General features: G+C 69.4%; 19 protein-coding genes. 8 read left to right on the top strand and 11 right to left on the bottom strand.

The window, feature by feature from the left end; all coding sequences use genetic code 11:
- Positions 1-18 precede the first annotated feature (18 nt).
- Entirely contained in the window at positions 19-765 is a 747-nt protein-coding gene (locus tag H7J89_RS19150; protein ID WP_264045555.1) for an MBL fold metallo-hydrolase, read from the top strand.
- 103 nt (positions 766-868) lie between these two features.
- On the opposite strand, the gene H7J89_RS19145 is transcribed toward H7J89_RS19150, so the two are convergent.
- The 9 genes from H7J89_RS19145 to H7J89_RS19105 are packed head-to-tail and all read right to left on the bottom strand — an operon-like array spanning position 869 to position 8647.
- Positions 869-1477 carry a TetR/AcrR family transcriptional regulator gene (locus H7J89_RS19145; protein ID WP_264045553.1) on the bottom strand — a complete coding sequence of 203 codons (609 nt, stop codon included), beginning with the start codon at positions 1475-1477 and terminating at the stop codon, positions 869-871.
- Positions 1474-2544, bottom strand: a complete 1071-nt coding sequence (locus H7J89_RS19140; protein ID WP_264045551.1) for a zinc-binding dehydrogenase — start codon at positions 2542-2544, stop codon at positions 1474-1476. Before H7J89_RS19140 ends, H7J89_RS19145 begins: the two co-directional genes overlap by 4 nt.
- Positions 2545-2555: 11 nt before the next feature.
- The gene (locus tag H7J89_RS19135; protein WP_264045549.1) at positions 2556-3725 is read right to left on the bottom strand and encodes a lipid-transfer protein; all 1170 of its coding nucleotides are present in this window, start codon (positions 3723-3725) and stop codon (positions 2556-2558) included.
- Positions 3722-4189 carry a MaoC family dehydratase gene (locus H7J89_RS19130; protein WP_264045547.1) on the bottom strand — a complete coding sequence of 156 codons (468 nt, stop codon included), beginning with the start codon at positions 4187-4189 and terminating at the stop codon, positions 3722-3724. The genes H7J89_RS19135 and H7J89_RS19130 overlap by 4 nt, the downstream gene beginning before the upstream one ends.
- Positions 4186-5307 carry an acyl-CoA dehydrogenase family protein gene (locus tag H7J89_RS19125; protein ID WP_264045545.1) on the bottom strand — a complete coding sequence of 374 codons (1122 nt, stop codon included), beginning with the start codon at positions 5305-5307 and terminating at the stop codon, positions 4186-4188. Before H7J89_RS19125 ends, H7J89_RS19130 begins: the two co-directional genes overlap by 4 nt.
- 10 nt (positions 5308-5317) lie before the next feature.
- The gene (locus tag H7J89_RS19120; protein ID WP_264045543.1) at positions 5318-5716 is read right to left on the bottom strand and encodes a Zn-ribbon domain-containing OB-fold protein; all 399 of its coding nucleotides are present in this window, start codon (positions 5714-5716) and stop codon (positions 5318-5320) included.
- Positions 5716-6261 carry an FAS1-like dehydratase domain-containing protein gene (locus H7J89_RS19115; RefSeq protein WP_264045540.1) on the bottom strand — a complete coding sequence of 182 codons (546 nt, stop codon included), beginning with the start codon at positions 6259-6261 and terminating at the stop codon, positions 5716-5718. Before H7J89_RS19115 ends, H7J89_RS19120 begins: the two co-directional genes overlap by 1 nt.
- Positions 6262-6275: 14 nt before the next feature.
- On the bottom strand, positions 6276-7463 hold the full coding sequence (locus tag H7J89_RS19110) for an acyl-CoA dehydrogenase family protein (protein WP_264045538.1): 1188 nt from the start codon (positions 7461-7463) through the stop codon (positions 6276-6278).
- Complete coding sequence (locus H7J89_RS19105; RefSeq protein ID WP_372513802.1) at positions 7463-8647, bottom strand: cytochrome P450; 1185 nt, start codon at positions 8645-8647, stop codon at positions 7463-7465. Before H7J89_RS19105 ends, H7J89_RS19110 begins: the two co-directional genes overlap by 1 nt.
- A 200-nt stretch (positions 8648-8847) precedes the next feature.
- On the opposite strand from H7J89_RS19105, the gene H7J89_RS19100 reads away from it, so the two are divergent.
- The 5 genes from H7J89_RS19100 (at position 8848) to H7J89_RS19080 (ending at position 16442) form a co-directional block, all read left to right on the top strand.
- Entirely contained in the window at positions 8848-10317 is a 1470-nt protein-coding gene (locus tag H7J89_RS19100) for an aldehyde dehydrogenase family protein (protein WP_264045536.1), read from the top strand.
- Positions 10314-12620 carry a CaiB/BaiF CoA transferase family protein gene (locus H7J89_RS19095; protein ID WP_264045534.1) on the top strand — a complete coding sequence of 769 codons (2307 nt, stop codon included), beginning with the start codon at positions 10314-10316 and terminating at the stop codon, positions 12618-12620. Before H7J89_RS19100 ends, H7J89_RS19095 begins: the two co-directional genes overlap by 4 nt.
- A gap of 48 nt (positions 12621-12668) precedes the next feature.
- A complete protein-coding gene (locus H7J89_RS19090; RefSeq protein WP_264045532.1) occupies positions 12669-13577 on the top strand; it encodes an alpha/beta fold hydrolase in 909 nt (302 codons plus the stop codon).
- Between the two features lie 28 nt (positions 13578-13605).
- Complete coding sequence (locus tag H7J89_RS19085; protein ID WP_264045530.1) at positions 13606-15015, top strand: acyl-CoA synthetase; 1410 nt, start codon at positions 13606-13608, stop codon at positions 15013-15015.
- A gap of 98 nt (positions 15016-15113) precedes the next feature.
- Positions 15114-16442 (top strand): MFS transporter, encoded by a 1329-nt coding sequence (locus H7J89_RS19080; protein WP_264045528.1) that lies wholly within the window; start codon positions 15114-15116, stop codon positions 16440-16442.
- On the opposite strand, the gene dapD is transcribed toward H7J89_RS19080, so the two are convergent.
- Positions 16443-17396, bottom strand: coding sequence for a 2,3,4,5-tetrahydropyridine-2,6-dicarboxylate N-succinyltransferase (gene dapD / locus H7J89_RS19075; protein WP_156622569.1), 954 nt, complete (start codon positions 17394-17396; stop codon positions 16443-16445).
- 36 nt (positions 17397-17432) lie between these two features.
- Between dapD and dapE the strand changes: the two genes are divergently transcribed.
- On the top strand, positions 17433-18497 hold the full coding sequence (dapE, locus tag H7J89_RS19070; RefSeq protein WP_264045526.1) for a succinyl-diaminopimelate desuccinylase: 1065 nt from the start codon (positions 17433-17435) through the stop codon (positions 18495-18497).
- On the opposite strand, the gene H7J89_RS19065 is transcribed toward dapE, so the two are convergent.
- The gene (locus H7J89_RS19065) at positions 18494-20611 is read right to left on the bottom strand and encodes an ATP-binding cassette domain-containing protein (protein ID WP_264045524.1); all 2118 of its coding nucleotides are present in this window, start codon (positions 20609-20611) and stop codon (positions 18494-18496) included. The genes dapE and H7J89_RS19065 overlap by 4 nt on opposite strands.
- A gap of 60 nt (positions 20612-20671) precedes the next feature.
- Here H7J89_RS19065 and log point away from each other — a divergent pair, with 60 nt between their 5' ends.
- Complete coding sequence (log, locus tag H7J89_RS19060) at positions 20672-21235, top strand: cytokinin riboside 5'-monophosphate phosphoribohydrolase (RefSeq protein WP_264045522.1); 564 nt, start codon at positions 20672-20674, stop codon at positions 21233-21235.
- Positions 21236-21247 lie beyond the last annotated feature (12 nt).

The raw sequence follows: 21247 nt of genomic DNA, 5'->3' as shown, positions 1-21247 counted from the left end.
CGGCGTAGCCTTTCGGCCATGAGCCTGGTCATCGAGGAGATGCCCGATCTCGGTATCACCCGGGTCTCGCGCTGGGTCTTCAACTGTTACGTCTTGCACGACGGCAACGGCGCGGTCGTCGTCGACGCCGGACTGCCGGGGGTCGCCGGCGATCTGGCGGCCGTTCTGGGTCGTGTCGGCGGCACCGTGCATGCCGTGGTGGCGACTCATGGGCACAGCGATCACGTCGCCGGCGCGGCGGGACTGACGGCCCGCTATCCCGCACCAATCTGGTTGCCCACGCGCACACTTACCTATCTGGGCGGAGCGAAACCGCGCACGCCGACCCCGGCCCGCGCCGCACGTATCTGGCCCACCCTCATCGACCAGCCCTTCGACGGGGTGGGCCTGGCCGGCCTCCTCGGCGGTGTCCGGGTGGCGGGCTACGGCACGCCGGCCGGGATGCGCTGGACGGGGCCGCCTCCGCACGGTGGGCTCGCCGACGGTCAGTCACTGCCCGGCGCGCCGAATTGGACCGTGATCAAGGCGGGCGGACACACCGATGACAGCATCGCGCTGTGGAATGCGACCACCCGGACGCTCTTGTCGGGCGACGCTGTGCTGACTGCCCGCGGGAAGGTCTGGCACACACCGGAAATCGTCGACGCGGCCAGCGCCGCCGACACCCGAAAGCGCCTGGAAGGGCTGCCGGTTGCGCACTTGTTGCCCGGCCACGGGCGGCCGGTTCACGCTACCGAAACCGTTTGGCCGCAACAGCGGGGCTGAGTGTGCGCTCAGGTACTTGAGTGTGTGCTGAGGGTGGGAAATTCGCCGAAATCTAGCCCTGGCCGCACACGCGACGCCCACGATGCACACTCGAAGTGAGCCACTATCCGCGGCGGGGCCGCGGGCGGTCGCCCGCGAAGCCGCGCACTACGTGCGCGCGCACGAACTCGGCCGCCACTTCCGGATCGTCCATGTCCCGGATCGAGGACGGCGTGCTGAAGAGCGAGAACAGGATGCGCGCGAACCATTCCGCGGCGGCCTCGACGTCCAGGTCCTTGCGCACCTCGCCCGTCAGGCGGGCGGCGGACAGGTAGGGCGCGAAGAAGTCGACGCACTCGCGCAGCAGCACGGCGGCATCCTTGGTCAGCAGCAGGCTGACGGCATCCTCGTCGAAGTACTTCTCCGACGCGATGGACCGCCGCGCCTGGGTCACGAAAACGGCGGCCTGGCTCAGCTTTTCCTCCAGCGAGCCGCCCCGGTCCATGGCTTTGGACATCTCGCGATAGAACCGCTCGGAAGCGTGTTCGGCGCACGCCTCGATGATGGCGGCCTTGTCGCTGAAGTACTCGTAGATGGTGCTGCGGGACACCCCGGCTTGCTTGGCGATGTCGACGATCGTCGCCTTATCCAAACCTTGTTCGCCGAAACAGCTGAACGCGGACTCGACGATGAGCTCGCGGGTATCGGTGGCCGGGGCCGCTTGAGTCGTCATGGCACCAACGCACCCCTGGGCACCAGCCCGGCATCGGCCGATGCGAAGGCGGCGTTGACGTCGGCCAGGTGGAACGGTTCGGGCATCAGGCGGTCGAACGGAAAACTGGTGTGCTGCAGGAAGGTCAAGCCGGTCGCCAGCGTGACGGGATCGTAGAACATGACCCCGCGCACGGACTTGTTGCCGTAGACCAGCGCGCTCGGGTCGAATTCGAAGGTCCGCCCCACGCCGACGTTGCCGACCTCGAGCAGCGTGCCACCGTTGTTGAGGAACCCGATCCCGTCGGGAATGACGCCCGGCACGCCGACGACCTCGAGCACCCAGTCGGCGCCGATGCCGTCGGTGCGCCTGTGCACCTGCTCGGTGACCTCCGCGGTCGAGATCCCACTCGCATTGATGCAATGGGTGGCGCCGAAATCGGCCGCGACATCGAGCCGTTCGGCGATCTTGTCGATGACGATGACCTCCGCCGCCCCCGCGGTGCGAGCCACGGCCGCGGCGTTGATGCCCAGCCCGCCCGCGCCCTGGATGACGACCGTGTCGCCCAGCCGCACGTCGCGCAGCGCAAACAGCACCTGGGCGAGCGCGCAGTTCAGCGGCGCGACCGCCGCGTCGGGCAGGTCCTCTGGCACCTTGTAGAGGGGTTGACGCCGGCTGGTGTAGTAGTACTCGCCGTAGGCGGCGACGAAGTGCGGCTCCTGATCGTGCGTCCGGTACTCGCCGGCCATCAGGTTCTGGCACGCATAGGAGCGGCCCCGCGCGCAGGCGTGGCATTGACCGCAGAACCAAAAGTACGGTGTCACCACACGATCGCCGACGGCGAGCGGCTTGCCGGTCGCGTCGGTGGCCAGGCCCTCCCCGAGTTCGGCGATCTCGCCGACCATTTCGTGGCCCATGGCGAACGGGCACGGCAACGGCAGTTCACCGCGGAAGATGTGCAGGTCGGATCCGCAGATGCCGGCCATCCGCAGCTTGAGTGCCGCCGTTCCGGGAGCCGGTGTGGACAACGGAAATTCGGCCAGCTCGATCGGCCCGCCGTGGGCGGTCAGCAGTGCGAGCTTCGGCATGATGGTTCCCCTCAGTTGGCGGGCGCCAAGATCAACCCGCTGGTGGGCACCCCGGTGCCCGACGTCACGAGCACGTGTTCGACGTTGTCGACCTGGTTGTACGACGTGCCGCGCACCTGGCGCACCCCCTCGGTGATGCCGTTCATGCCGTGGATGTAGGCCTCGCCGAGCAACCCACCGTTGGTGTTGATCGGGAAATCTCCACCCAGCGATAGCCGCTCGACGGTGGCGAAGTCCTTCGCCTCACCGCGGCCGCAGAACCCGAGCTCCTCCAGCTGGGTGAACACGAACGGCGTGAAATGGTCGTAGATGAAGGCGGTTTGGATGTCTTGCGGCTTGAGTCCCGAGTCGCGCCACAGCCTCTGCGCCACCACGCCCATCTCGGGCAGGCCGGTGATGTCGTCGCGGTAGTAGCTGGTCATCATCTCGCCGTTGGCGGCCGCGCCCTGCGCTGCCGCGGTGATGATGGCCGGCGGCTGCCGCAGATCGCGGGCGCGTTCCGCGCTGGTGACCACCAGCGCCACCCCGCCGTCGCTCTCCTGGCAGCAATCCAGCAGTCGCAGCACCGGTTCGACGATCCAGCGCGAATTCTGGTGGTCTTCCAAGGTGATCGGGCGCTGATAGAACCAGGCATCGGGATTCGTCGCGGCGTGCGCGCGGTCCACGACGGCGATCCGGCCGAAGTCTTCGTTGGTCACTCCGTAGGTCGACATGTAGCGCTGTGCATGCATCGCCACCCACGCTGCGGGGGTGAGCAATCCGAACGGCGCGTAGTGCGCCATGAACAGCGGGGTCCCCAGGTCGGTGCGTCCGCTGCCCCCGAACCGCATGCCGGACCGTTCGTTGAACGCGCGCCAGCACACCACCACGTCGGCGACCCCGGTGGCGACGGCCATCGCGGCGTGCACGACGGTGCCGGCGGCGGCGCCGCCGCCGTGGTGCACGCGGGAGAAGAAGCTCAGATCGCCGATGCCGACATTGCGGGCGATCTCGATCTCGTCGCTGGAATCCATGGTGAAGGTGACCATGCCGTCGACGTCACTGGGCGCCAGGCCGGCATCGTCGAGCGCGGCGCTCACCGCCTCGCACGCCAATTGCAGTTCGCTGCGGCCGGATTCCTTCGAGAACTCGGTCTGGCCGATCCCGACGATGGCCGCGGCGCCGGGCAGTGAGCTGCTCACGCGTGGTCCCTTTCGAACGCCCCGTCGAGCAGGCTGAGGATCGCGGTACCCGAGACGTGGTCGCCCAGGCTGTTGGAGCCCTTGAAGGTCACCTCGACGAAATTCTCGCCTCCGCTGCCTTCGGTTTTTCCGGTGACGCTGCCGGTGAAGCGCAGTGGATCGTCCGGAAAGCATGGCACGCCAAGGCGGATCGACAGCTTCGTCACCATCGCCTCCGGTCCGGCCCAGTCGGTGAGGAACCGCACGCAGTAGCCGTTGGTGGTGAGGATGTTCATGAACAGATTCGGCGAGCCCTGCTTGTTGGCGTAGTCGCGGTCGTGGTGCACCGGCATGAAGTCGCGGGTGGCGATCGCGCCGGCGACGATCATCGTTGTGGTGATGGGGATTTCGAGCGGGGTGACCTCGTCGCCGACCGAGATGTCGGCCCAGCGCAGGGTGGTGGTGCGGCTCGCGGTGGTCGTCATGGGAGTCCTTCCGAGTACGTTGCGCCAAGCTGGGCCAGCTGCACCGTGGCCGGGCCGAGTGTGAGCTCGTTGTGCTTGGCCCACAAGAAGTAGCGGTGCAGGGGATAGGTGGTGTCGATCCCGATGCCGCCGTGGACGTGCTGGGCGGTGGCGGCGACGCGGGCGCCGGCCTCGGCGGCCCAGAACTTCGCGATGCGGGCGGCGCGGCGGGCCTCTTTCAAGGGCCGCCCGTGTGCGATCAGCCACGCCGCATGCCACGTGGTCCACCGGATCGCCTCGACATCGATGAACGCGTCGGCCATGCGTTGCTGCACGGCCTGGAAGCTGCCGATGGGCCGGCCGAATTGCTCGCGGCCCGTGGTGTATTCGGCCGCGATCCGCAGCGCCCGCTCCGCGACACCGAGCTGAACCGCGCACAGCGCGACCAGCGCGCGGGTGCGCAGCGAATCGACCAGGTCTACCCCGACGAGCCTGTCGGCCTCCGATACCGTTGCGCCGTCGAGGTGTATGTCGGCGTGCGGTTCGCGATTCGTGGTCGTCGCCGGCCGGATCTCGACGCCGTCGGCGTCGGTCGCCAACAGGAACAGGCCGGCCTCGCCGTCGTCCATCGAGGCCGGGATCAGCACGGTGTCGGCGAATTGAGCGGCCGGAACCAGCTCCTTGACACCGTCGAGCCGCCAATTGCCGCCGTCGCGGCGCGCGGTGGTGGCCGGCGCCGTCGCATCGGAGCGGCCCGGCTCCGCCAACCCCGCGGTCAGCATGTGCTTTCCGGCTACAACACCCGGCAGGAAACGTTGCTGCTGTTCGGGATTCCCGTGCCGCGCGATGGGGTCGGCCCCCAGCGCCAGCGTCGCGTAGGCAGGCACCGGCGCGACCGCCCAGCCCACCTCGGCCAGTAGCACCCCGAGCTCGACGAAGCCGCCGCCGTTACCGCCTACCGACTCCGGCAGCGCGGTGCCCAACAGGTCGACGGCCGCAAGCTCCTGCCAAAGCGCGTGATCGAAGCGAACGTCGCCGGCTTCCAGCTCGGTCAGGCGCTCCTGCGTGGCCCGGCGTTCGAAGAGGTCGCGGGCGAGCTTGGAGACGGTTTCCTGCTCTTCGGTGAAGGTGAAGTCCATGAGCCCTCGCCTAGGTGGCCGGCCGGAACTGATGCAGCACCAGGTCGTTATCGAACTTCTGGTAGTACACCTCGACCGGCATTCCGGTTGTCACGTCGGCGGGGTCGATGCCGGTCAGATTGGACACCAGCCGCACGCCCTCCTCGAGTTCGACCAACACGACGACGTAGGGATACTCGAAGAACGGGAACTTCGGCTCGTGCGGCATCACGTAGCTGTAGACGGTGCCGCGGCCCGACGACTCGACGGTGTCCCAGTCCAGGGACCGGCAGTGGGGGCACATTGGGCGCGGCGGGTGGCGCAGCTGCCCGCAGCCGCCGCAGCGCTGGATCAGGAGCTTGTTCTCCCGCAATCCGTTCCAGAAGAACTCCGTGTCGCCGGTGATGGCCGGCGCCAGTCGGGTCGCCATCAACGCTCCGGCCTGAATCGCAGCACCCGGAATCGCTGTCTGCCCAAGACTTCCCCGTTCTGGTCGGTGTAGGTCGTCAGCCAGGTCAGGAAGAAGCCGGTGCCCAGCGCCGTCTTCTTTTCCTCGGAAACCGATTCGTACACCGTCGTCGCGCTGATGACGTCACCGAGGCGCGGGTAGCGCTCGATCTCGAACTCCGAGTTGGTCGCCACCGTGCTGGTGTAGCCGGCCTCGTCGAGAAACGCCGTTGGGTTGCTTTTGATTTCGATGGGTGCGCCACCACGCTCGCCGATGCCCTCCAGGATCGGCGACGGCATCGTCCAGGTCTGCAGCATCACCGGCGGGGACACGATGCCGCCGAACCGCGACTTCTCGGCGAACTCCGGGTCGAGGTAGATGGGGTTCATGTCGGCCATCGCGTACGCCCAGTGCCGGATCATCGGCGGGTTGACCGGATCCGGGGCCACCGAGGGCTTTCCGGTGCCGCCGGTCGGCTGGCCGACGAGGGCCCGCACCTTGGCGCTGACGGATTCTGAGTCGGTCACTTACGGCTGTCCTCCTATGTTGCGGTGGCGCGAAGGTCACGGGGAGCTCGCGGCATGCCCAATCCGGCCATGGCGATGATGTCACGCTGAATCTCGTTGGCGCCGCCACCGAACGTATTGATGACTGCCCATCGATACGCGGTTTCCAGCGCGCCGCGTAGCGGTGCATCGGTGCCCCGGCGTACCCCGTTGTGGTCGAGCACTTCCAGCAGCTGGCGGGCGACCTGCTGGGTCAGTTCGGTGCCGAATACCTTCGCGGCGGAGGCTTCCCCCATGTTGAGGACGCCCTTCGTCATGGCCGCATTCACCCGCAGGTTGACCAATTTATACGCCGCGACCTGGGCTTCGACCCTCGCCAGGGCGAGCTGCACCCACGGCTGGTCGATGACGCGGCCGCCGTCGAGCTCAGTGGTGGTGGCCCACTCCAGGGTCTTCTCGAAAAGCGGCTCGAGCGCGCCGAGGTTGCCCAGGGCGGCGCGCTCGAAGTTCAGCTGGGTGGTGATCAGCTGCCAGCCCTGGTTCTCAGCGCCCACCAGCGCGCTGGCCGGGACCCGCACGTTGTCGTAGAACGTGTAGAAGGTGGAGATGCCGGGCATGGTGTGCAGCGGCTGCCAGGAGAACCCGGGCGACGAAGTGGGCACGATCAAGATGGAAATGCCCTTGTGTTTCTTGGCATTCGGATCGGTGCGGGCGGCCAGCCAGATGTAGTCGGCGTATGCGGCGCCGCTGGTGAACATCTTCTGACCGTTGATGACGTACTCGTCGCCGTCGCGGACCGCGGTGGTGCGCAGGGACGCCAGGTCGCTTCCCGCCTCGGGTTCGGAGTAGCCGATCGCGAACTCGACACTGCCGTCCAGGATCGCGGGCAGGAACTTCTGCTTTTGCTCCTCGGTGCCGCACTGCATCAGGGTTGGCCCGACTGTGTTGAGTGTCACCAGCGGGATCGGGGCACTGACCCGCTGTGCCTCTCCGGAGAAGATGAACTGCTCAATCGCCGAGAACCCGCGTCCCCCATATTCTTTGGGCCAGCCGACGCCCAGCAGGTCGGCCGCGGCCAGCGCCCGCACGCACTCGCGCACTTCGGGGCCGCCCTCCATGCGTTCGTTGAGCGCGAGGGTACGTTCGGGCGTCATCACCTGTTCCAGCGCGGTGCGGATCTCGGCGCGCAGCTGCTCCTGCTCGGGCGAGTACTCCAGATCCATCAGGCCCCCAGCCGCACCGGCATGCGCTTGACCCCGGGCACCATGGTGGCCCGCATCCGGTCCACCGAACCCACCAGCTCCAGCCTGGGGAAGCGGCGCAGCAGCTCGTCGAACATCACGCATGCCTCCAGCCGCGCCAATTGCGCACCGACGCAGGAATGTTCACCACATCCGAACGCGATGTGCGGGTTCGGGTGCCGGGTGACCTTGAACTCTTCGGAGTCGGCACCGAAGATGTCCTCGTCGCGGTTGGCGGACCCGTAGAGCATCACCACCACGTCGCCCTCGGCGATCCGCTGCCCCCGGATCTCCACGTCGGTCGTGGCGGTGCGCGCCATGTGAACCACGGGGCTGGTCCAGCGCAGCATTTCCTCGACGGCACCGGGTATCAGCGCGGGATCCTCGACCAGCAGGCGGCATTGGTCGGGGTGGGCAATCAGCGCCAGCGTGCCCAGCGCAATCAGGTTCCGGGTCGTTTCGTTGCCGGCCACCAACAGCAGGTAGGCGAAATTGAGCAGGTCTTCATCGGTCAGCCGGACGCCGTCGATCTCCGCGCCCGCCAGCACCGACAACAGGTCGTCGCGCGCATCCACCCGCCTGGCGGCGATCAACTTCTGGAAGTACTCGTAAAGCTGTCCCATGGCGACCAACGGGTCGAGTTCGATCTCCGGGTCGGCTGTTCCGGTGGCCGCGTCCGACCATGCCCGGAACTGCTCCCAGTCATCCGCGGGGGCGCCGATGAGCTCGGCGATCATCCGGGTGGGCAGCGGGGCGGCGATTTCGTCGGCGAACTCGTGCACCGAATCCGGTTCGATGCCATCGAGGATTCCCCGCACGATCTCGCGGATCTTCGGCTCGAGAACGGCCACCCGCCGCCGGGTGAAGCCCGAGTTGATCAGCTTGCGCAACTGCCGATGCCGCGGCGGGTCGGTGAAGATGAGATTGCCCTCCTGCACCGCGTCCCCCATCTGCGGGTCGGGGATGGTGATGCCCCGCGTCGAGGTGAACGTGGCCGGGTTGGTCGACACGAAGCGGATGTCCTCGTATTTCAACAGCGCCCAGAAGTTGGTGACGTCGTTCCAGCACACCGGCGCCGTCGCGCGCAGCTCGCGGTACGCCGGGTACGGATCGCCCGCATAGAAGTCAGGGGAGTGCAACAAAGAAGCGGGAAACGTGGTCCGCACGGCGGCCTCCCTGAACAGGCGATCCGACACATCGATGCAATGTGTCTTGCGGCCTTGTGTCTACCCCGTTCCGCCCGCCCCTGTCAATACCACTGCGAAGCGGGTAAATAGCGGGCAATTCGCGTAATTGGTGATTGACGCCGCGGGAGCGTGGGTGTACACCAAGTGGTTAGATGACCGACATTCGGGTGAGGAAGCGCATGACCGAGCTACAGACTCCGGGATCTCTTGTCGACACCTACCAGCTCTACATCGACGGGGGATGGGTCGAGCCGGAGGACGGTCGCTACGACGACATCAACCCGGCCACCGAACAATCCATCGGCACCGCGCCCGACGCGAGCGTCGCCCAGGTCGGCGCGGCGATCGCGGCCGCTCGCCGCGCTTTCGACAGCGGGCCGTGGGGCCGCATGGGCCCGGAGGGGCGGGCCGGCTGCCTCAATCAGCTCGGCGAGGCCCTGCTCAAGCACGCCGACGAGATGTTCGCGCTCTCACAGGTCGAGTGGGGCTGCGTCACCAACGAACGGATGATGCAGATCGACGGCGCCGGATACATGTCCATGCATGCGGCCCAGCTAGCCACCAAGTTGATCGACGAGCCGGTCACCGGGATCGGCGCCGGAACGACGCTGCTGCGCCGCGAACCGCTCGGCGTCGTATCGATCCTGACGCCGTGGAACTTCCCGCACTGTCTCAACGTCATGAAGGTGAACAACGCGCTGGCCGCGGGCAACACCGTCGTGCTCAAGCCCTCACCGCTGACGCCCTTGGCCGGGCTCGCGCTCGCGCGCATCATCGACGAGGAGACCGACATCCCGCCGGGTGTGGTCAACGTCGTCACGCCCGCGGGCCTCGAGGCCGCCAAACTGCTCACGACGGATCCGCGCGTCGACATGATCAGCTTCACCGGCAGCTCGGCCGTCGGTTGTGAGGTCATGCGGGCCGCCGGCGACGCCATGAAGCGGCTGTTGCTGGAGTGCGGCGGGAAATCGGCAAGCATCATCCTCGACGACACGCAGGTGACCGACGAGATGCTGCGGCAGATGCTGTTCGATTGCTGCTCGTTGCACGCGGGGCAGGCCTGCATCCTGCACAGCCGGCTGCTGCTTCCCGATTCGCTGCACGACGACGTCGTCGAGAGGCTCGTTGCGCTGGCCCGCGACGTCAAGGTCGGCGACCCCGCGGACCCCGCGGTGGAGATGGGGCCGCTCATCAGCGCGGCGCAACGCGACCGGGTGCAGGCGCACGTCTCTCGCGCGGTCCGCGACGGCGCGAAGCTGGCGACCGGCGGCGGCCGCCCGGCCGGCCTGGACGTCGGCTTCTACTTCGAACCGACGATTCTTACCGGTGTGCAACCGGATTCGACGATCGCCCAAGAGGAAGTGTTCGGTCCGGTGCTCTCGGTGCTCCGCTATCGCGACGACGAGGACGCCGTCGCGATCGCGAACAACTCGTGCTACGGGCTCTCCGGCGCCGTGTGGGGCGCCGACGTGGACCGGGCCGTCGCGGTCGCCCGGCGCATGCGCACGGGCCAGGTCGCCGTCAACGGCATCGGGCCGGGTGACGCGCCGTTCGGTGGCTTCAAGCTGAGCGGGTTCGGGCGGGAGAGCGGCGGAATCAGCGGACTGCACCAGTACATGGAGGTGAAGGCCATCGGGATCCCGGCATGACGGGACCCCTCGCCGGGCTCCACGTCGTCGAACTTGCCAAGGAGATCTCAGGTGCTTACGCCGCAAAGCTCTTCGTCGACCTCGGCGCCGAGGTCACCAAGATCGAGCCGCCCGCCGGGGATCCGCTGCGCCGATGGGGCCCGTTCCCCGAGGGAGTCGCCGACCCTGAGCGCTCGGGCCTGTTCCACTACCTCAACGCCGGAAAACGCGGCGCCACACTTGATTTGGCTCACCGGGACGACCTGGCGGCCGCCCGCGAACTCCTCGCGCGGTCGCACGTACTCATCGAGGACTTCGTGCCGGGAACGCTGGAAGGCTGGGGGCTTGGCACGGACGCCTTGGGCCGGCTGAACCCAAACCTGGTGCTGCTGCGCATCTCTGCGTTCGGCCAGTGCGGACCCTGGCGTCAGCGGCCAGCCACGCCCCTGACCGTGCAGGCGGCGTCGGGATGGATCAGCGCCCGGGATCCCGACCGTCCACCGGTACAGGTCGGCGCCCGCATCTCCGAGTACGTCGCGGGTGGCTACGGCGCGCTGGGCGCGCTGACCGCGCTGCGGCTGCCGCCCGCCGGCCGGGTCGGAGAGGTCGACGTCTCCCAGTTGGAGGCGCTGCTGTCGACGCTGCCCTATCCCATGCTGATGGCCCAGCGGATGCAACGGCTGGGCCTGCCCGCGAACCTGCGGTCGGCCCCCATGCTGGGCGTCGTCCGGGCCGCCGACGGCTGGGTGGGCATCAACTGCCTGACGGGCCAGCACTGGCTGGACGTGTGCGCAATGCTCGGCCTGCCCGAGTACGGCGAGCATCAGATCGCGATCATGATGGGCGGGCCGGAGCGCGACGAGTTCTTCGGCAAGGCGGAGCCATTGCTCGCCCGGCAGACCGTCGCTGAGATCGTGGAACTCGGTCAGGCCCTGCGCATTCCGGCCGCCCCGGTCAACGACGGGGGCACCGTGCTGGACTGCCCGCAGTACGCCGAGCGCGGTTTCTTTGTGGAGTCCGGGGGACCGGGTTGGTCGTTCCAGCGGCCCGGCCCGGCGTTCCGATTCTCGAAAACCCCTGTGGAACAACCTGGCCCGGCGCCCCGCTTGGGCACGCGCCCCGAGCCGTGGGCCACCGACGGCCGACCCCTTTCCGCCGCCGAAGGGCCGCTGCCCTTCGCCGGGCTGCGGGTCCTCGACCTGACCACGTTTTGGGCCGGCGCCTACCTCACCTGCTACCTGGGCGCGTTCGGCGCCGACATCGTCAAGGTCGAGTCGATCCAGCGGCCGGACGGGCACCGCTACTCCGGGGCCTTCGCCTACGAGGGTGACGACTGGTATGAGCGCAGCCCCATTTGGCAGGGCACCAACCTCAACAAGCGCGACCTCACCCTGGACCTGACCTCGGAGCGGGGCCTCGACATCGCCCGGCGGCTGGCCGCGCAGGCCGACGTGGTCGTGGAGAACTTCTCGCCCCGGGTGGTCGAGCAGTTCGGCCTGGACTACGAGTCGCTGGTGGCCCTGAACCCCGACGTGATCGCCGTTCGGATGCCCGGGTATGGGCTGCGCGGTCCGTGGCGCGACTACGTCGGCTGGGCGCTGAACTTCGAGCAGACCTCGGGAATGTCGGCGGTCACCGGCTACCCCGATGGTCCGCCGTGCAACCCGCAGGGCCCCGCCGATCCGATCGTCGGCGTGCACGCGGGAGTCGCGCTGCTGGCCGCCCTCGAGCATCGCAACCGCACCGGGGTGGGTCAGTTGATCGAGGTTGCCCAGATCGAGGTCGCCGCCTGCCTGACCGCGGAACCGGTGATCGAGTACTCGATGACCGGCGTCGTGCGTCCGCGGAAGGGTAACCGGCGGCGCGGCTACCTGCAGGGCGTGTATCCGACCGACGCCGACGGGGTGTGGGTGGCGCTGTCGCTGCCGGACGCGGGGCGGCTCGACCACGACGTGTTCGACGAGATGGTCGCCGCGTGGACCCGCACACAGACCGCCGCCGACATCGTGGAAACCCTGCGCGCACAAGGCATTCCGGCAGAGCGTGTGATCACCGGCGAGCAGATGTACGACCCCGACCTGATCGGGGCCCAACTCGACGCCCGCGGCTACTATGAAGAGCTCGTCCACCCGATCACCGGCCCGCACCGCTTTCCCGGCTGGCCGTTTCGCATCACGCCCGGACCGTCCCGCCATCACCGCGCCGCACCGCCGACCCTGGGGCAACACAACGACGACATCCTGGCCGGTCTTGGTCTTTCCGCGGACGACGTCGCGAGCCTGCGGGCCGAACGCGTCATCGGTGAGCGGCCGCTCAACGCCTGAGGCCGGTGACCATTTCGTAAACGGCTCGTCACATGCGAGGCTGCTGACATGGCCATCGAGATCGCCCGCCCCAAGCTCGAGGGAAACGTCGCCGTCGGCGAGGACCGACAGATCGGTTTCGCGGAGTTCGGCGACCCGCAGGGGCGCGCGATGTTCTGGCTGCACGGCACCCCCGGCGCCCGCCGGCAGATCCCGGTCGAGGCCCGGGTCTACGCCGAGCAGCACAACATCCGCCTGATCGGCCTGGACCGGCCCGGCATCGGCTCTTCGACGCCCCATCGCTACGAGAACATCCGGGCGTTCGCCGACGACCTGCGGACGATCGCGGACACGCTCGGCATCAACGACATGGCCGTCATCGGCCTGTCCGGGGGCGGCCCATACGCCCTCGCGTCGGCCGCGGTGCTGCACGAAAGAGTCGTGGCGGCCGGCGTGCTCGGCGGCGTCGCGCCCTTCCTCGGCGACGAGGGGATCACCAGCGGTCTGATGAACCTGGGCAAGCGGGTGGCGCCGCTGCTGCGGCTGGGCGGTGACCCGCTGCGGATCGGCGCGAGCCTGGTGGTCCGGGCGATCCGTCCGGTCGCCAATCCCGCGCTGTACCTGTACGCCGCGATCTCGCCCGAAGGCGACCGGCGCCTGCTCACCCGGCCCGAGTTCGGCGCGATGTTCCTCGACGACCTGCTCAACGGCAGCCGCAAGCAACTGGCGGCCCCGTTCAACGACGTCATCCTGTTCACCCAGGACTGGGGATTCCGGCTCGACGAGGTCAAGGTCCCGGTTCGCTGGTGGCATGGCGACAGCGACCACATCGTCCCGTTCGCCCACGGTGAGCACGTCGTGTCGTTGCTGCCGGACGCCGAGCTGTTCGTGTTGCACGGCGAGAGCCACCTCGGAGGCCTGGGGCGAGGCGAGGAGATCCTGTCCACCCTGACGAAGATCTGGGATGAGCGGGGCTGACCCGGTGGCCGCCGGGTAGCCTGCTCACGTGCTGCTGGCGTCCCTGAATCCCGCGGCGGTCACCGCCACCGACATCGCCGACGCGGTACGCATCGACGGGGCCGTGCTGAGTCGTAGCGACCTGGTCGGCGCCGCCACATCGGTGGCCGAGCGGGTCGGCGGCGCGAACCGGGTCGCGATACTGGCCACGCCCAGCGCGGCGACGGTGCTCGCGGTGACCGGGTGCCTGATCGCCGGCGTGCCCTTCGTCCCGGTGCCAGCCGACGTGGGTGCGGCCGAACGCCGGCACATGCTCACCGACTCGGGAGTGCAGGCCTGGCTGGGCCCCGTCCCGGACGACCTGGAGGGACTGCCGCACATCCCGGTGCGACTACACGCCCGGTCCTGGCACCGCTACCCCGAGCCAGCACCCGACGCCACCGCGATGATCATCTACACCTCCGGCACCACCGGACTGCCCAAAGGTGTGGTGCTGAGCCGCCGCGCGATCGCTGCGGACCTCGACGCCCTGGCGCAGGCCTGGCAGTGGACGGCCGACGACGTGTTGGTGCACGGGCTGCCCCTGTTCCACGTGCACGGGCTGGTGCTGGGACTGCTCGGGTCGCTGCGGGTGGGAAATCGCTTCGTGCACACCGGAAAACCGACGCCGGCGGGCTACGCCCAGGCAGGGGGCACCCTGTACTTCGGGGTGCCGACCGTGTGGTCGCGGGTGGTGGCCGACGAGGCCGCCGCCCGCGCGCTGCGCCCGGCGCGGCTGCTGGTCTCCGGGAGCGCGCCGCTGCCGGTGCCGGTGTTCGAGGGGCTGGCCCGGCTCACCGGGCACCAGCCCATCGAACGCTACGGCGCGTCTGAATCGCTGATCACGCTGTCGACCCGCGCGGACGGCGAGCGACGCGCCGGATGGGTGGGCCTACCGCTCACCGGCGTGCAAACCAGGCTGCTCGACGACACCGGCGGCGAGGGGCCGCACGACGGGGAAACCGTTGGCAAGCTTGAGGTTCGGGGTCCGATGATGTTCGACGGTTACCTCAACCGCCCCGAGGCGACCGCCGAGGCGTTCGACGCCGACGGCTGGTATCGCACCGGCGATGTCGCCGTCATCGACGGCGGGGGCATGCACCGCATAGTGGGCCGCGAGTCGGTCGACCTGATCAAGTCCGGTGGCTACCGGATCGGCGCCGGCGAAATCGAGACGGCGCTGCTCGGGCATCCCGGGGTGCGGGAGGCCGCGGTCGTCGGCATGCCGGACCAGGACCTGGGCCAGCGCATCGTCGCGTTCATCGTCGGCGCGGAAGGCCTGAACGCCGACGACCTGATCAACCACGTCGCCCAAGAACTTTCGGTGCACAAACGGCCTCGCGAGGTCCGCCTCGTCGACACGCTGCCCCGCAACGCGATGGGCAAGGTGCTCAAAAAGCAGCTGCTGGCCGGCGGCTGACACGCAGCAAGTTGCCAGCTTCAGCGAAGAGCGTGACCGTGAAGCTTCACCTACCGTCGTAACCGTGTATCGACGCAACCGGACCGTGAGCGGCGCCCATGGGTGAGCCGGGCACCGCTGCCACCACTCCCATGCGGCGGATAGCGGCGGCCTGTCTCGTGGGCTCGGCCATCGAGTTCTACGACTTCCTGATCTACGGGACCGCGGCCGCCTTGGTGTTTCCCACCGTGTTCTTCCCGCGCCTCGGCCCGACGCTGGCCACCATCGCCTCCATGGCGACGTTCGCGACGGCGTTCCTGTCCCGCCCGTTGGGCGCGGCCGTCTTCGGATATTTCGGGGACCGGCTGGGCCGCAAGAAGACGCTGGTCGCCACCTTGCTGATCATGGGCGCGTCGACCGTGAGTGTGGGCTTGGTCCCCAGCACGGCGTCGATCGGCATCGCGGCACCGTTGATTCTGATCGTTCTGCGGTTGCTACAAGGATTCGCGGTCGGCGGCGAATGGGCGGGATCGGTTTTGCTCAGTGCCGAGTACGCGCCGTCCGGCAAACGCGGCTGGTACGGCATGTTCACCCTGTTGGGGGGTGGCACCGCCGGGATCCTGGCTAGCCTGACCTTTCTCGCCGTCAACCTCACCATGGGGGAGAAGAGCACCGCGTTCATGGAATGGGGATGGCGGGTGCCCTTCCTGATCAGCAGCGCGCTGATCGGTATCGCCCTCTATGTACGACTGAACATCGACGAGACGCCGCTGTTCGTCGAGGAGAAGGCCCGCGACGAACTGCCCAAGGCGCCGCTCGCGGAGCTGTTGCGGTTCCAGCGGCGCGAGATCGTGCTCGTCGCGGGCGCCTTCCTGGGGGGCATGGGCTTCGTCTACCTGGGCAACACCTTCCTGGTCATGTACGCCCACAACCATCTCGGCTATTCGCGGAGCTTCATCTGGGGCGTCGGCGCACTGGGCGGGCTGACCAGCATGGCGTGCGTGGCGTTCTCGGCGTGGATCTCCGATCGGGTCGGCCGCCGCCGGGTGATGCTGTGCGGGCTCGCGGCATGCCTGCCGTGGGCATTCGCGGTCATCCCGCTGCTGGACACCCGCAAGCCGGTGTTGTACGCGGTCGCCGTCCTCGGCATGTTCGCGGCCGCGGCGGTGGCCAACGGGCCCACGGCGGCGTTCGTTCCCGAACTGTTCGCCACCCGCTACCGCTACAGCGGAGCGGCGGTGGCGATGAACCTGGCCGGCATCCTCGGCGCCGCCGTGCCGCCGCTGGTCGCCGGCACGCTGTTGGCCACCTACGGCGGCTGGGCGGTCGGGCTCATGATGGCCGCCCTGGTCATGGCCAGTTTCGTGGCCGTGTATCTGCTGCCGGAAACCAAGGGAACGGCGCTGCGCGCCGCCCCGGCCGCCGAGAAGGTCGCCGCCGACCTGTAGCTAGTTGGCGTGCAGGTCCTCGTTGAGGGCGATGCCCTGGCCGCCGCGCGGCACCACTTCGACGGCGCCGCTGACCGAATTGCGGCGGAAGAGCAGGTTGTTGCCGCCGGACAGCTCCAGGGCCTTGAGCACCTGGCCGTCGGGCGTGGCGACCTTGGTGCCCGCGGTCACGTACAGGCCCGCTTCGACGACGCAGTCGTCGCCCAGCGAGATGCCCAGCCCCGCGTTGGCGCCGAGCAGGCACCGTTTGCCGATCGAAATGACTTCGGTGCCGCCCCCGGACAGGGTGCCCATGATGGAGGCGCCGCCGCCGACATCCGATCCGTCGCCCACCACCACGCCGGCCGAGATGCGGCCCTCGACCATCGACGCGCCCAGGGTGCCGGCGTTGTAGTTGACGAAGCCCTCGTGCATCACCGTCGTGCCCGGCGCCAGGTGGGCGCCCAGCCGCACCCGGTCGGCGTCGGCGATGCGGACTCCGGTCGGCACGACGTAATCGGCCATCCGCGGGAACTTGTCGATGCCGTAGACGGTCACCGGTCCGTGCCGGCGCAGCCGCGCCCGGACCGCCTCGAACCCTTCGATCGCGCACGGTCCGCGGTTAGTCCACACGACATTGGTCAATACCCCGAACAGGCCGCCGGCGTTCAGCCCGTGCGGCGCCACCAACCGATGCGACAGCAGATGCAGCCGCAGGTAGGCGTCGTAGGCGTCGGCGGCCACGTCGTCGAGCGAGCCGATCACCGTGCGCACGGCGATGCTCTCGGTGCCGCGGTCGTCGTCCCGGCCGACGAGTGCGACCAGCTCCGGGGGGATGTCCGACAGGGCGAGCCGCGACGTGCCGCCGGTGCCCGATTCGGTCAGTTCCGGTGCGGGAAACCACGTGTCGAGGATCGATCCGTCGGCGGCCAGCGTCGCCAGCCCGATGCCTACAGCTCCAGTCACGGCGGTCAGGTTACTTGCCGCTCGGCAGCGGATAACCTGGGACCCGTGCTGGACTTGCGCGGGGATCCGATCGAGCTGACCGCTGCGTTGGTCGACATCCCCAGCGAATCGCGAGACGAGGCGCGCCTGGCCGACGAGGTGGAGGCCGCCCTGCGCGCCCAGACTTCCGGCTTCGAGATCGTTCGCAACGGCAACGCCGTGCTGGCCCGCACCCGGCACCAGCGGCCGTCGCGGGTCCTGCTGGCGGGGCACCTGGACACCGTCCCGGTCGCCGGCAACCTGCCCAGCCGCCGCGCGAACGGCGACCTGTACGGCTGCGGCGCCGCGGACATGAAATCGGGTGACGCGGTCTTCCTTCATCTGGCCGCGACCGTCACCGAGCCGGCTCACGACCTGACGCTGGTGATGTACGACTGCGAGGAAATCGAGGCGGCGGCAAACGGTTTGGGCCGCATCGAGCGTGAGCTGCCGGACTGGCTGTCGGCCGACGTGGCCATCCTGGGCGAACCCACCGGCGGCTACATCGAAGCCGGTTGCCAGGGCACGCTGCGCGTCGTGATCTCGGCCACCGGCACGCGTGCCCATTCGGCGCGACCATGGTTGGGCGACAACGCTATTCACAAGTTGGGGGCCGTCCTGGACCGGCTGGCCGCATACTCCGCCCGCACCGTGGACATCGACGGTTGCGAATATCGCGAGGGGTTGTCGGCGGTGCGCATCGACGGCGGCGTGGCGGGCAACGTGATTCCCGACGCGGCCGCGGTCACGGTCAACTTCCGCTTTGCCCCCGACCGGTCGGTGGCCGCGGCGCTCGAGCACGTGCACGAGGTGTTCGACGGGCTCGACGTGCGGATCGAGCAGACCGACGCGGCCGCGGGCGCGCTGCCCGGGCTGTCCCAACCGGCGGCCAAGGCCCTGGTCGAGGCGGCCGGGGGACAGGTCCGGGCCAAGTACGGGTGGACCGACGTCGCACGTTTCGCCGCGTTGGGCATCCCGGCGGTCAACTTCGGGCCGGGCGATCCCAACCTCGCGCATCGGCGCGACGAGAGCGTTCCGGTCGCCAACATCACCGCCGCGGTGGCCATGCTGCGCGCATACCTGGGCGGCTAGGCGGCCCCGCAGCGCTGCGCCTGCGCGGCGGCGTCGGCGGATGCCGCGCGCATCCCGACCTCCGCCAGGTCGCCCGACACCGCCAGCAGCGCCGCGCCGTCGCCGGCCGTCAGCGCCTGGGCGTGGGATAGCGCGAGTGTTCCTGCGGCGCAGTCGATCTCGTCACACAGTCGGGCCAGGGGATCGGCCGCACGGGTGTCGCCGAGCCGCACGGCCTCGTGCCAGGCGCGCACCGCCACCGCCCGTTGCCCCCCGCGTTCGGCCGTCCGGGCGGCGTCACGGGCGGCCGCCACCGCGCCGTGCGCGTCGCGCATCGACGACAGCCGCCATGCCCGCGCGACACCGAGTTCCGGCGCGAACAGCGCCGACTTGGTTCCGTGCCGGGATTCGGCCCGGCCCAATGCCTTTCCTGCAGCGGCGATATCGCCCTGCTGGGCCAGCGCGGTGGCCAGCAGGGTCAACGAGAGCGGGCCCCACGAATAGCCGGTGCGTTCCAACGTGGCGGCCGCCGGCCCGAGTAGCGCTGCCGCTCGGGCGAATTCACCGTCGGCGAGCAGCACGTGGGCCAGCAGCACCTCGCCGATCGCGCGGCCCGGCTGCTGCAACTCGGCGAAATCGGTGAACTGCTGGGCGAGTTCACGGGCCGCGTCGAGCCGGCCCGCCATCAACAACGCGGTGGTCTGCCCCAGCCCGATCGTGAAGCGCAGCAGCCCGGGATGTTCGGCGGCCAGGGCGCGCTGTGCCAGCGGCTCGACGTCGGCGAAGCGCCCCTGGCGCGCCGCGCACAGCGCCCCCGCGCTGGCCGCCCAGGCCACCGCCTGGTCGTCGGCATCCGGGGTGGCGAGCACCTCGTCCGCGACCTTCACGGCGTGCCCGACGTTGCCGGCGTTCATCGCGAACGTGGCGCTCAGCGCGTCCAGCGTGGTGCGCGCGCCCGGATCCGAGACGCGACTGCGGATCGTCCGCAAGAACGCGGTGGCCCGCTCGGGCTCGCTGAGCATCCAGAACTGGTTGGCCGCACGCAACAGCGTCCAGTCCATCAGGGCGGCTTCGGTCAACGCGGCGGGGTCCAGGCCGGCCAGCACCGCGTCGGCCTCGCGGCCGCGGCCCTGCCACGCCAGCGCGTGTGCCAGCGCCAGCCGCGCCGCCAACCCGCCCGAGCGCTCCAACGCCGAGGAGGCCAACCGTTCGCCGAGGGCCAGGTCGCCCAGCCGCAGCGCCTGCTGCGCGGCGCCGACCACCTCGGCCGCCGGCTGGCGGGCGTCGCTGTCCAGGGCCAGCGCCGCCAACCGGAGCCGGTCGCTGAGGTGGTCCGGCGGATGCTGCGACAGCAGCCGCACCAACTCGGTGCGTCGTTGCCGGGCGCCGTCGGCGCCGAGCGCGGCCCGCGCTCGCTCGGCAAACAGCGGGTGGGCCGTGTACACCACCGGGTCGTCCGACGCTCCGCCGCGCGCCCGCGTTTCCACCGCCCCGCAATCCGTCGCCTCGTCGATCGCGTCCGCGCCGGTAAGGACGCTCAGATCGGCGAGCGACAGCGGCTCCGCGAAGGCGAGATAGTCCAGCACCGACCGGGCCCCGGATGGCATTTCGGCGAGGAACGCGTCGACCTCGGCCGGGGTGGTCACCCCGCCCGGCGGTTCGATGTCGATCCGGGGGAGCAGCCCGTCGGCCCACAGCGCCGCGATGGCGTCGGGAGCCGAGTCGGCGCGGCCGGTGACGATCATCCTGGCGGTGCCCTCCAGCGCGAGCTGGTAGACCAGCGTGGCCGACAGGAGGTCCAAGTCGTGGGCGTCGTCGACGACCAGCAGCAGGTCGTCACCGTCCAGCGATGCCCGGGCCGCGCGCAACAGCGCGGCCGGTTTGCCGAGGTCGGCGATCCGCACCAGGTGGCTCAGCGCGCCGAACGGCACCGCGCGTTCGGTCGGGGTGCCGGTGACCCAGCGGATGCGCGTGTCGGGGTGCCGGTGGCCGAAGCCTTCGGCGGCCACTCGGGCCAACGTGGACTTGCCGCAGCCATCCGGCCCTAGCACGACGGCACCCCGCCCATCCGCCAGCGTCGCGTCCAGCCGCTGCAGGGCCGACGCGTGCTGGGGAACGTTCCATCGAATCGGCATCGCCGGAGTTTATTGCGCGCGGTGTGCGGCCCGCAGCAAGCTTGGTCTACCTTTCGTTGTATGCGCCCGGAACGCGAGCCATCAGGCGACTGGGCGGTGTGCGTGTACTGCGCGTCCGGTCCGGAGCATCCCGAATTGCTCGCGGTCGCTGCCGAACTCGGCGAGGCGATCGCCGAGCGCGGCTGGACGCTGGTGTGGGGCGGCGGCCGGGTGTCGGCGATGGGGGCGGTGGCAACCGCGGCGCGCGCCCACGGCGGCCGGACCGTCGGCGTCATCCCGCAGGTTCTGATGCGCGTCGAGATCGCCGATACCGAAGCCGACGAGCTGATCGTCACCGAGACGATGCATGAGCGCAAACACGTGATGGAAGAGCGCGCCGACGCGTTCATCGTGCTGCCCGGCGGTGTCGGCACCCTCGACGAGTTGCTGGACTCGTGGACCACGGGCTACCTCGGCCTGCACCGCAAACCCATCGTCATGCTGGATCCCCTCGGGCATTACGAAGGCCTGTGGCTCTGGCTGTGCGGACTGCTCGACAGCGGGTACATTTCACAGCCGGCGATGGACCGGTTGCTGCTGGTCGACAAGGTGAGCGCCGCCGTGGAGGCGTGTGCGCCCGATTGAGCCCGCCGGCAA

Origin of the sequence: Mycobacterium paraffinicum, assembly GCF_025822865.1 — a bacterium.
Lineage (GTDB): Bacteria > Actinomycetota > Actinomycetes > Mycobacteriales > Mycobacteriaceae > Mycobacterium > Mycobacterium paraffinicum.
This window is presented reverse-complemented; position numbering and strand designations above follow the sequence as displayed.